The sequence below is a fragment of the Sphaerisporangium sp. NPDC088356 genome, assembly GCF_040685555.1.
GTDB lineage: Bacteria > Actinomycetota > Actinomycetes > Streptosporangiales > Streptosporangiaceae > Sphaerisporangium.
Genome location: NZ_JBFBIK010000174.1, coordinates 1 through 10,657 on the forward strand (window position 1 = coordinate 1; position 10,657 = coordinate 10,657).

The window sequence follows — 10,657 nt, forward strand, 5'->3', positions numbered from 1 at the left end:
CGGCCTGGGCGAGCGCGCCGGGGAAGGCGCGCCGCCAGATGAGGATCTCCGGGCCGGTCCGTACGGCCTCGTCGACCGGCAGGGCGCGGGAGGAATGACCGGCCTGCGGCAGGCCGGGCGAGGTGACGGGAGCGGCGGCCACGCGAGGCACCTCGTCGCCGGGGTCGGTTGTGATGGACACGAGCCACAACGATCGACGATCGGACGCACCTCACCGATCCCACCTTCCACCAGGACGATCTTTCAACCGGAACCCCCGATGACGTGCGCGAACACATGCATCCGGCTGATCACCACCCGCTAGGCCCCCTGCGCGATGCCCCAGCTTCTTCATTCTCTGTAGTCAAGGAGATACTTTCCGTATAAGTTCTGTGATCCGGGACCTGTTCGAGCAGGGGAGGCACACGGCCATGTCGGGCGAGGGAATCCACATCCTGCTGGAATGCCGGCGACGCGGCGAGGCGCTGCGCGCCATGGGCTACACCCATGACCAGATCGCCGACCTGTTCTCGGTCTGCCACGATGTCAGCCCGCTACGCCTGTACCGCTACGCCTACGGGCTGACCGCAGCCGAGGCCGCCGCGCGGTACAACGACCTAGACCCGGCGGGCACCGCCGCGCTGCGCGAGTCACGGCTGTACGAGTTCGAGCACTGGCCGCAGCGTGGCATGCGCCCGACCGCCCGCACCATCGCCCTGTTCGCGCACGTCTACCGGACCACCGCCCGCCGCCTGGTCGGCGACCGGGTCTACGCCTCCTACAGCGTGCGCGACCGCGACCTCATCGACCGCACCGACCACCGTTCGTCCCTCACCCCCCAGCGGTCCTCTGCCGTCCCGGCCGCCGTCCCCGGTCATGTCACCATGGGTCAGGAAGTGGAAGCGGCACGCCCGGCGGCCCCGGTTCCCGGCTTCAAGGATTGCGCCGCGCTGCTGCGTGCCCTCACAGCCGAGGAGGCCGATGTGAAGCGCCGCGATCTGCTCTTCGAACTGGCCCTGGCGCTCGGCGGCGCCCCCGCCCTGGTGCTCCTGCGCCACCTGTCCCCACCGGAGAAAGACCGGCTGGCCACCGCCATCCGATCCGCTACTCGGGTGGACGCCGCCACCGTGGAGCTGATCGAGAAGCTCACCGCCCGCTGCCGCCACCTGGACGACGAGTACGGCCCCGCCAAGGTCCTGCCTGTGGTGGATGGCCAGCGCGCCCTCGTCGCCGACCTGCTGCACCGCGAATCCCTGCTTCCCGCCCTGCGCGACCGCCTCATCCGCGCCTACGCCGAACTCAGCCAGCTCTCCGGCTGGCTCCACCACGACCTCCTCGACCACACCGGAGCCCGCCGCCGCTACCGGGAGGGCCTGGCCGCCGCCCACCAGATCCGCGACCCAACCCTCATCGCTTACCTGCACACCTGCCTGGCGGCAATGGCCCGATACGAGGGCCACACTGGTGAAGCACTCGACCACATCTACGCCGCACAGGGATGGGCACGGCAAAGCCCGAGCACCCTGCTCCGATCGGTACACGCCATAGACCTCGCGCGGATCCTCGCCGTGAAGGGCACCGCCCGCGACAGCGAACACGCACTTACCCGATCACGACAACTGCTGGAACACCCCAGGACCGAGGCGGACCCCTCCTACCTCTACTGGTGGACGCCCACCGGAGTGCAACGGCACACCGCCTACTGCGCGCTTGCCTGGGGACGCCCCAACGAGGCCATCGATTCGGCGCAGCTAACCCTGTCGGAATCCGCGATCAGCCCGCTGATGCGCGGGGAAACCCTGCTGTTCTACGCCAACGCCCTGACCCAGAAGCGCGAGATACCGGCCGCCACCGACAAGATCCGCCAGGCGGCTCGCATCACCGTCAGACACAGCTCCGGACGCCTCGCCGACACCGTCCGCCAAACCCGCGCCCGCCTCCAGCCCTGGGCGACCAACAAACACGTCCGCACCCTGGACGAGGAACTCGCCTCCCTGGGCATCCCCCTGATCGGCAGGTGACAGGGCGCTGGCGGTCGTGGGGCTTCAGGACGAAGAACCGCCCGCTTCCGTGAGCCAGATCATCGATTACGGCGACCCGTACATGGAGATGCTCTCGATCTTCCTCCGGCTTCTGGGGAAGGTCATCGCCGAGTCCTCTTGTTGGAGCGCCGACGTCTGTTCGGCCGCAAGGGTTCGGACGGAGAGCCGCGCGAGGGTCTTGTTCTTCGGCGTCGCGGTGAAGGCGAAGTAGGAGATGTTCTCCGACTCGGCCCGCTCGGTTATCTCCGAGGCCAGGATCGCCTCGACGTCGACCGGGCCACCGTCCTCGATCTCCTTGATCTCCTCTGCGGTCAGAACCTGCTTTCAGCTTCGAGGAGATCTGCCCCGACTGCGAGGAGTGCGCCTCGTCCGCGATGACGGCGAACCGCTTGCCCTTCAGGCCGGAGTCGGCCGAACCTCATCGAGGGCGTACGGGAAGGTCTGCACCGTCACCGCGATGATCAACTCACCGTTCTTCAGCGCCTGGGCCAGCAGGCCGGACTTCAACTTCGCACCGGCCTTGCGCACGTCCTCGGGGCTGATCGTCGCGACGATCTTCCCGCTGCCGTCGATCTGGCGGATCGCGTCCTGAAGCTGCCCGTCGAGCACCGTGCGGTCGACGACCACAATGACCGAGTCGAAGACCTTCTCATCGCTGACGTGCAGCCGAGCGAGACGGTGCGCCGTCCAGGCGATCGTGTTCGTCTTCCCCGACCCCGCCGAATGCTCGATCAGGTAACGCCGGCCGACCCCCTCCTCAGCCACGGCGGCCACGATTCTCATGACCGCCACCGTGTGGGCCAGTCTCATGACCGCTACCGTGTGGGCCAGCGCCACGACCATGCACGTGCTCATCGGCGAAGACCTGATCAAGACGCACCCCGTGACGCTTACCAGCGCCGGCCTGGGCCGGCTGTTAGCCGGCGGCGGGCGGCCCGGGCGCCCATCTCCGGCGACCGCGCTTACTGCCGGGCCGCTCCCGGCCGACGCCGTGGTGGAGGTCGACCGGCAGGTCAACAACGCCGGATGCGTCGGCCTGGCCGGGCGGCTGCTGAGCGTCGGTGCCCCGCTCGCCGGCAAACGGGTGACCTTGCGGATCGACGCCCAGACGGTCCAGGTCATCGCCGATGGAGTCCTGGTGCGCACCAAGCCGTCCCCGCTGTCTCCCTCCCAGCGCGGCCGGTTACAGGGTGCCCGCCTGGCCCAGCCCACGACCGCGGCCATCGGCGACTTCCCCCGGGTGGAACGGGTGGTATCTGGCAACGGCAGCCTCGTGGTCGCCCGGTGCAAGCTCCAGGTCAGCCAAGTGCACCGCGGCAAGGTCGTCACCGTCGTCCTGGAAGACACCCAATTTCGGGTGCTGTTCAAAGGCGAACAACTGTCGGTGCACCCCCGCACCGTCGTCAAGGAGGTCAACCGGCTGCGAGCAAGCGGCCACATCGACTACGAGTTCTAGGCCAGGTGGAAAGCCTCAACCGAAACCAATCCGTCAAACCTCAACTGAAGATTGACAAATGGGTCTGGCCCAAGATCGACGCCGGGGTTACCGGGTGATCCCGGGCCAGGATGTTGGTGAAACCGCTGGTCTACGCCTCACCGGTCGTCAGACCGATCGGGCACGCGACCCCCATACCTACGAGCGTGTATCTATGTGACCCATGCGCAGAGCTGCGATCTACTGCCGGATCAGCCAGGACCGTGCGGGCGCCGGACTCGGCGTCGCTCGCCAGGAGGCCGACTGCCGGGCAACGGTGGAGCGACGAGGTTGGCAGGTAGCTGACGTGTACTCGGACAACGACGTCAGCGCGTACTCAGGGAGCCCACGTCCCGCGTGGCGAAGGCTGCTTGAGGACATCGAAGCCGGCGCGGTCGACGCCATCGTCTGCTGGCACGTCGACAGACTGACACGATCTCCGCGCGAACTCGAAGACGTCATCGACCTGGCCGACCGGCGCGGCATCGAACTCGCAACCGTAACCGGTGAGATCGACCTGGCCACCCCGACCGGCCGCCTGATCGCCCGCATGCTCGGAGCCGCCGCCCGCCACGAGGCCGAACACAAAGCCGAACGGCAAAAGCGCCAGCGACGCCAGAACGCCGAAGCCGGCAAAGTATCCGGCGGAGGGATGCGCCCCTACGGCTACGCCGAAGACCGGGTAACCGTCATCGAGGAAGAGGCCGAGGTGATCCGCGAGGCCGCCCGCCGGGTACTGGCCGGCGAATCACTGGCCAGCGTATGCAAGGACTACGAGCAGCGGGATGTGAAGACCCCTTCCGGACGTCACTGGATCCCCACCACCTTGCGCCGCCTGCTCGCCTCAGCCCGGATCAGTGGGCGAAGGGAGCACACGCCGCGCAGCAGCTTCCAGACCACCCGCCCTCTGCTGGGCGAGATCGTCGCCGACGCCGTCTGGCCCGCGATCATCAGCCCCGTCGACTCCGACCGGCTACGTGTACTGCTCAGCGATCCCGCCCGCGACTACCGCCGCCAGGCCGCCACCGGACGCTCCTACCTGCTGTCCGGCATCCTGCGCTGCGGACGATGCGGGCACCGCATGAACGGACGCCCCCGCTCCGGGGTCCCCCGCTACGTCTGCCCGAACGTGCCAGGCAGCGGATCCTGCGGCGGTGTCGCCACCAACGCAGCCCGCACCGATGACCACGTCCGCGACATGCTGTTGACCGCGCTCGACTCCCCCGCCCTCGCCGAGCGCATCCGCCACCAGGGCGGCGGCGATGACAACCTCGCTGACGCCGTACGCGCCGACGAGGAGCTACTCGAAGAACTCGCCCAGGCATGGGCCACCCGCGAGATCACCCGCAAGGAATGGATGGCCGCTCGCGCCCCGATCGAACTGCGACTGGACAAGAACAGGGCACAACTGGCCGGCCTCTCCCGAACCTCGCCCCTGATCCCCTTCATCGGCACCGCTCAGCAAATGCTCACCAGATGGGAGGCCATGAACGCCTCCCAGCGACGCGCCATCGTCACCGCGGTCATCCGCACCATCACCGTCGCCACCGCCAACCCACGCAAGAAGTGGGACCCCGACCGGTTCACCATCGAATGGATCGCCTAAGCGGCAACATCCAAGCACACCTGCTCGTCCCCGCCGACCAGCCGGAACACCAACGCCACCCGCTCCAACACCGCCAAATCCTCAACCACCGGCGGAAGCCCCTGCGCCGCCCGAGACGCCGCCACCCGCGCCAGCATCTCGTCATTCACCCACACCCGCCACCAGGCAACCGCCCCACACGACGCCCACCCCACGGCACCGCGCTCCCAGATCCTCCCTCCACTGGATGCTCGCCTCCCCTCTCGCTCCTTTCAGTCGATGGCGAGATCAAGCTTGCGACCAACAGCCAGAACGAGGACACCACCCAGCCGGACACCATCAAGACGTCCTAGAGGTCCCTGATGAGACAGGACGTCCCCAGTCGTCCTCAACGCTGGCACGGCAGCGAACTGACGACTGATGCCGGCTCGAACAACCGGCGAAGATGTGAACCGGCCAAGATGTCTGGCCTCGGTTGATGCTTGACGCTTCGGCCCGCCTGATGCTTTACATGATCACGGCGAGGCTGGCGACACGTCCTCTTCTGCCGATGAGAGTGCGCAGCACGCATAGCCATCCGTGAGGGCAGCTGGGGGTCCCGAAGTAGCAGAGGCGCCAACCTATTCGCTTGGGGTGCCTTCGCGGGCTTCCTGCTTGTCGTCGACGCCTTTTTCGGCGACCGGGTTCGAGTCTATGGCGGCTGGGTCCTGCTCACGGCCCAAGAGGTGCTTCGAAACAAGCCTCCATGGGCCGAGCTTCCAGAGCCCGAGGCCAGCTGCCGCAACGACGACGGCGCTCGCAGCGACGCCGATCGCCACGCCCTTCTTTACGCCGGCAGCTTCGCCGATGGCTCGGCCGATCTCTTCGCCGATGACGAGGCCCTCTCCCAGGCCCGTGTGGTGGCCGGCGCCCCACGCCGCGTTGCCCATGCCAGTCCCTTCCCGCGTTGCCCATGAATTGCGGAGAAGCCTAGCCGCGGGCTGCCACCTGTTCATCAGCTCTCGATGGGGTCAGCTGGTCGCGGGGCTCCGCGTCGGCCAGGTCGTCGAGCACGAGCACGGCGTCGAACCAGGCGACTCGCCCCCGAACCAGCTCATCGTCCGACAGAGACGAATCGTCGTTCGGATGACGCCGCAGGGGTGAGCTGTCCACCGGCTTATGGTGCCAGGAGTTGCGCTGCCTCGACGTCCGCTTCTGCCGCGAGTCGCACCCCCCGGCCCGCCGGATTGATCATGTCAACCATCAACCGAGGCCGCAGTGTCAAGCATCAGCCGAGGTAGGACAGTGAACCGGCCAAGATCGAAAGTAAATTATCTGTACATGTATTAAAGGCGTCCCGCCTGCGGCGGCCCGCCGCGCGTTAGGCGGTCGCCGGCCGCGCTGCGGCTCTCCGGCCGGTCGCGGCCGGCACCGCCACGCGCCATCACCACCGAACATCAGGCCAGACGCGGGAAAAGACAACCTACGACAGCTGTCGAAAAATTCCGCCTATATAGAGGCGGGTCTCGACGAGGGACTGCGATGGCGCAGTTGAATAGCCGAGATCACGGCTCAGCGTAGGGTCGTAAGGGGGCATCTCCTCATAGTGCTCGCTGATGCTCGCCCGTTCATACTCGATGTCGCCTTGCAGACGATCAACGATCCCGATCCGTTCAGCCAGCCCTTCGATAGAATCAAGCCACTGGCTGTCGGTGTCTACATCCGTTCTATTGCTCGATATAGCATCGATCTCGGACCGCAACGCCCCTTCCGCGTACTGCTTGAGAAGCGAAGTTAGATCGAGGTATGGGTTGAGCGAGCTATCATGCTTCTCTGTAAACTTGATGAAATCTTCGACGTCTTCCGTTGTGGACAGGGATGCGCCCCAGTCGCAGACGAGGTCATGAACTTGCGTGTGGACATTATCAAGTCGGCTGCCCCAGTAAACAATAAACGCCCAGGTTAGATTCTCCAGAATATCCGCCTCTGGATAACCGGTATCGAACTCCTTGCTGAGCTCTAGGGCTCTAGCCAGCAATCGCGGAGATGTCCCCGGCATAAGCCGGGACGCAGGATCAAGTGTCGCCGCAAGTGGTCTTATCACAGTTTCTCTGATCTGCCACTTTGGATGTTCATGTGCTGCAGAAGCTTCGAGTGCCTCAGCAATCAAGGCATCGATGCGATCCGTGATCACTTTCTGGTTAGCAGCCATTGCGGCGGCTAGGCGAGGGAACTTGTTCTTGTCCTCGGACCGGGCATCAGCATACTGCAGTAGTGTCAATATCTCACGTATGCTCTGGGCCGCAGATACAAGCGCAAGACCATACTCGGGCTCGTCGTCGAGTATTGCCAAAACGAAGTCACGGACACTGGGATTCGCATAGGTCACTCGTTTTTCTGTGCTCCGCGGCAGCGTGTCAATCTTGATAAAAGTTCCTTCCAGTGCTTTGAGTGCGTTGGTGAAGTCGATTGGTTTGGCATCACGCCGGGTGGCCTGTCGCAAAGTGTCCGGTGACACACCATCGACCGGGAAGGTCACCAGTGTGAGCACAACACGTTGGGCTACATCGGAAAGCACTGTGGCAAACATGGTGCCCCACAACTCGATGGGCCGAGCGAGAGTGGTAACCAGGCTTCTTGCCAGTGTCTCAGCAGTGGGACTGCCTCTCTTAATTACCTGTTCAATAACACGCGGCGAAAAGTTCGGGTGATCCACTACTTTCCAGTAGTGCTCGCCAGCAATGTAGTCGCGCAACACCTGCCGAGGCAGCTCAGAGAAATACAGGTGGTTGTAGAGAATCTGTGCACGTTCTACTGGTCCGTAGTCGGCAAGCTCTACCACACACTCGCGCAGGTGAAAGTTCCCACGTGCGATGGGCTCTCTCACAAGGGCCGTCTGGCGCAGGATCTGAGATCTAGTAGTCATGACGAGCCGCTTGGTGGGGTCCGCAGAGACTCGATCCATGAATCGTACTATGCGGGCGTCCTCGTTCTTGCTGCCGCGTTCGCTAATGTCAGTCTGACCGAGGAAGTCATCGTAGAAGAAGATCTGATGCTGACTCGGTCGATATGTTTCCCATGCTTCGTCGATATTGGAGGACACAGAGACTACTTGCCAGCCCTCATGCCAATGAGCAAGTAGAAGCATCTCAGCAAGCATACTCTTGCCCACACCTGGTGTACCTGTAAGCACTACAACATGATTTTGATCAAGTCGGGCAAAAGCCCGTTCGTAACCAGGACTGCGGACGTACAGTTTCACCCTATCTCTAACATCCTCCAAAAGAGCCTCACTGCGCGCCCACAAGCCACTGCGAACTATAAGCTCTAGCATTCCGGTCGAAGCTAGCCAGAGTTTGAAATGTTGGCGTTCAACTTTGGGATGCCTACCAAGCATTTCGTTGAGATCAAGCTGCGTCAACACGTCATCTGGCCTGGCGAGCCAAGGAGACAGATCTTTGGCCAGGGAGTCCTTTTGGGTGCGACTAAGGTTCTGTGAAGTGGCGAACAGGTACCGATCTGGTCGCTCTTTATCCATTTTGAGGAGCTCTTTACGGGCAGAAGCACAGAGATCGGAAAACGTTGATCCAGCATAGTGTTTGCACTGGACGACGATCTTTTTTCCATCCACCCAACCTCTTAAATCAACACCACCATCTTTTCCATGTCCAAATGCCTCTAGTCGCCAGCCATATTGAGCTGTCAATAGATCGCGTACTAGCAACTCAAAGTCGGCGGGTGAGAGTGTTTTAAAGTCGTACTCGGGCAAGGAACCTCACTCATCCCGCCTGCGGCGCACTGCGTCAGACCTATGGCTTATGTGATCTAGCGTGGACGTCAGTAGTATATTGCACTCTCGCGCTCCGTGTATGGCTAGCTGAAGCACTCCCATTCGACCACTGTCAAGCGGCGGGCCACGTACCGCTATAAACTTCACCAGGGCTGCCGCGCCGCTTCCGGTGCTCGGGCCTAGCGGCCCTGTGCTCCGGGTCGGCTTGCCATCGATTGACGCTGCTGACCGAGCGTGCGGGGATCCCGGATACACGGGATTGTGCCGCACGAAACACTTCTCGCTGTGGTACCTGTCCAGCAGACGATCTTCTTCCGGCTTGTAAGCGCAAGTCAGGGGTTCGATTCCCTCGTCGGCTCCCAGGGTCAAAGACCCCTCCCGTGATCAACAGAGGCTTCTGCTAGTGTAACCCTCATCATTGAAGCTCTCTAGCTGCTTCCTGGCATACCAAACATAACGGTATGACCAGTATCCAGACTTTCCCTGACGATACGCTCGAGTTCAGTTGTTGCCGTTCCGCGACTTCCCATTAAGCCGGTCTTCAGCAGATCTATGAATGTTGTGTTATTTAGGTAGCTGTCAACATTGTCGTAACCGAGTCCTCGCCCTCCCCTTGGGCCTAGGCGAGTTCCGAGAAGCTCTTGGAAGTACGCTCTCGGTAAGTAAATACCCTTGATAAGTTCAGCTGGGTCATCGAGTCGAGGGCGCGGATCACACAACTTCACCCAGCATGGCGCGGAAAACAGGCGGAATTCCCCGGATTGCTGGAGGCAGAAATCGTCGACCCGTTTCATTCGGTCTAGCTCCTCCTCGATGTTACCATCGGGCCGATAGAGAAGTTGGGCACGCATTCTATTCTTATATGGCCGCATCTTCTTGTACTGGATCATCGTGAACGATGAAGCCTCGGGACTGTAATAAACCAGGTCCACCCCCAAGGAATGCTCTACAGGTGTGCAATTCGCATTCATAATAAACATCTTACGGCGTCCATTAGTGAAGCAACGCCACTCTACATCGACGGCCGGGATGTGCATCCAGGTGGAAAAGCGCCCTATGTCATGAGAAATCAACGCTTCTTCAAGTGCGGCACGCCGCGGAACTCCTGAGAGAAATGGAACTTCGGCGCTGTGGCCATTCCAGGAACGGAGGACGCCTCGTTCCATGCCTCCGATATCGAGCAGTATCCCAGCTGCATCCCTCTGCTGGTTGAGTAGCTCGCCAGGCTCTCCGGAAGGTAGCTCGTACGGTAGAGGTCTGGAAAGATGGTCGATAAGGCCTGCGTAGTCAGGATGGAGAGCCTTTAGTGCAGCTACTAGTGCAACTCCACCAGCCGGCGGTAATACGCCTTTTACAGCGAGGACTTCTGTGTGGCGCGGAGGGAGTTGGCGTGTGACTTCAGTAAGGGATGTCGCGTCTATTCCGACTATCTCTCTAACTGCGACCAAGAAATCCACACTCGATATACGGTTTCCCCGTACCGCTCGACCAAGCCAACGAATAACGCCCGCATCGACAATCACTGCGAGTTGCGCTTCCTGTTTTTTCCATGTGCCGGTCCGCCATGCTTCGGAGTATTCCAATGGCTTGCTGGCGAGCGATAAGCTATCGAGCCGTTCCGTGATCGCCTCGTCGGCCCAAAGCAGAGCTACCATTGACTTGGTTACCTCTCAGTCCGCACACAGTACCTGTTACAGAAAATCATGGGATTCCCAATATTTCCAGCCCTCAGGGCATGAGGATTAGGGCGAGGCAGTGAGCCTATTTCAGCGGGCTTCCCGGAGTTGTAGGACGAGGATTGCTTTGAC

The 10,657-nt window shown here is 62.3% G+C and carries 10 protein-coding genes; 4 read left to right on the forward strand and 6 right to left on the reverse strand.

Going from position 1 to position 10,657, the window contains the following annotated elements:
- Positions 1-181 (reverse strand): hypothetical protein (locus AB0O34_RS34405; RefSeq protein ID WP_363922757.1); only part of this gene is annotated, 181 nt, incomplete at its 3' end.
- Between the two features lie 229 nt (positions 182-410).
- Between AB0O34_RS34405 and AB0O34_RS34410 the strand changes: the two genes are divergently transcribed.
- Together AB0O34_RS34410 and AB0O34_RS34415 are read left to right on the forward strand one after the other, a co-directional pair.
- On the forward strand, positions 411-2,000 hold the full coding sequence (locus AB0O34_RS34410) for a hypothetical protein (RefSeq protein WP_363922759.1): 1,590 nt from the start codon (positions 411-413) through the stop codon (positions 1,998-2,000).
- 49 nt (positions 2,001-2,049) lie between these two features.
- A complete protein-coding gene (locus AB0O34_RS34415) occupies positions 2,050-2,232 on the forward strand; it encodes a hypothetical protein (protein ID WP_363922761.1) in 183 nt (60 codons plus the stop codon).
- 185 nt (positions 2,233-2,417) lie between these two features.
- Here AB0O34_RS34415 and AB0O34_RS34420 read toward each other — a convergent pair whose 3' ends face one another.
- Complete coding sequence (locus AB0O34_RS34420; RefSeq protein ID WP_363922763.1) at positions 2,418-2,804, reverse strand: DEAD/DEAH box helicase family protein; 387 nt, start codon at positions 2,802-2,804, stop codon at positions 2,418-2,420.
- 25 nt (positions 2,805-2,829) lie between these two features.
- Between AB0O34_RS34420 and AB0O34_RS34425 the strand changes: the two genes are divergently transcribed.
- Together AB0O34_RS34425 and AB0O34_RS34430 are read left to right on the forward strand one after the other, a co-directional pair.
- Positions 2,830-3,477 (forward strand): hypothetical protein, encoded by a 648-nt coding sequence (locus AB0O34_RS34425; RefSeq protein ID WP_363922765.1) that lies wholly within the window; start codon positions 2,830-2,832, stop codon positions 3,475-3,477.
- 202 nt (positions 3,478-3,679) lie between these two features.
- On the forward strand, positions 3,680-5,101 hold the full coding sequence (locus AB0O34_RS34430; RefSeq protein ID WP_363922767.1) for a recombinase family protein: 1,422 nt from the start codon (positions 3,680-3,682) through the stop codon (positions 5,099-5,101).
- Here the strand turns inward: AB0O34_RS34430 and AB0O34_RS34435 are convergent.
- The 4 genes from AB0O34_RS34435 to AB0O34_RS34450 all read right to left on the reverse strand — a co-directional run bounded on the left by AB0O34_RS34435 (position 5,098) and on the right by AB0O34_RS34450 (position 10,504).
- The gene (locus AB0O34_RS34435) at positions 5,098-5,250 is read right to left on the reverse strand and encodes a hypothetical protein (RefSeq protein WP_363922769.1); all 153 of its coding nucleotides are present in this window, start codon (positions 5,248-5,250) and stop codon (positions 5,098-5,100) included. The two genes, AB0O34_RS34430 and AB0O34_RS34435, sit on opposite strands and share 4 nt — an antisense overlap.
- A 450-nt stretch (positions 5,251-5,700) precedes the next feature.
- Positions 5,701-6,009 carry a hypothetical protein gene (locus tag AB0O34_RS34440; protein WP_363922771.1) on the reverse strand — a complete coding sequence of 103 codons (309 nt, stop codon included), beginning with the start codon at positions 6,007-6,009 and terminating at the stop codon, positions 5,701-5,703.
- Positions 6,010-6,542: 533 nt separating this feature from the next.
- Positions 6,543-8,828, reverse strand: a complete 2,286-nt coding sequence (locus tag AB0O34_RS34445) for a restriction endonuclease (protein ID WP_363922773.1) — start codon at positions 8,826-8,828, stop codon at positions 6,543-6,545.
- A 449-nt stretch (positions 8,829-9,277) separates the two neighbouring features.
- Positions 9,278-10,504 carry a hypothetical protein gene (locus AB0O34_RS34450; RefSeq protein WP_363922775.1) on the reverse strand — a complete coding sequence of 409 codons (1,227 nt, stop codon included), beginning with the start codon at positions 10,502-10,504 and terminating at the stop codon, positions 9,278-9,280.
- Positions 10,505-10,657: the final 153 nt, after the last annotated feature.

What these genes read in the sequence shown, in the direction of transcription:
- AB0O34_RS34440 (WP_363922771.1), bottom strand. Translation starts at nt 6,009, where the DNA reads ATGGGCAACGCGGCGTGGGGCGCCGGCCACCACACGGGCCTGGGAGAG.
- AB0O34_RS34410 (WP_363922759.1), top strand. Translation starts at nt 411, where the DNA reads ATGTCGGGCGAGGGAATCCACATCCTGCTGGAATGCCGGCGACGCGGC.
- AB0O34_RS34425 (WP_363922765.1), top strand. Translation starts at nt 2,830, where the DNA reads ATGACCGCTACCGTGTGGGCCAGCGCCACGACCATGCACGTGCTCATC.
- AB0O34_RS34420 (WP_363922763.1), bottom strand. Translation starts at nt 2,804, where the DNA reads ATGAGAATCGTGGCCGCCGTGGCTGAGGAGGGGGTCGGCCGGCGTTAC.
- AB0O34_RS34450 (WP_363922775.1), bottom strand. Translation starts at nt 10,504, where the DNA reads ATGGTAGCTCTGCTTTGGGCCGACGAGGCGATCACGGAACGGCTCGAT.
- AB0O34_RS34430 (WP_363922767.1), top strand. Translation starts at nt 3,680, where the DNA reads ATGCGCAGAGCTGCGATCTACTGCCGGATCAGCCAGGACCGTGCGGGC.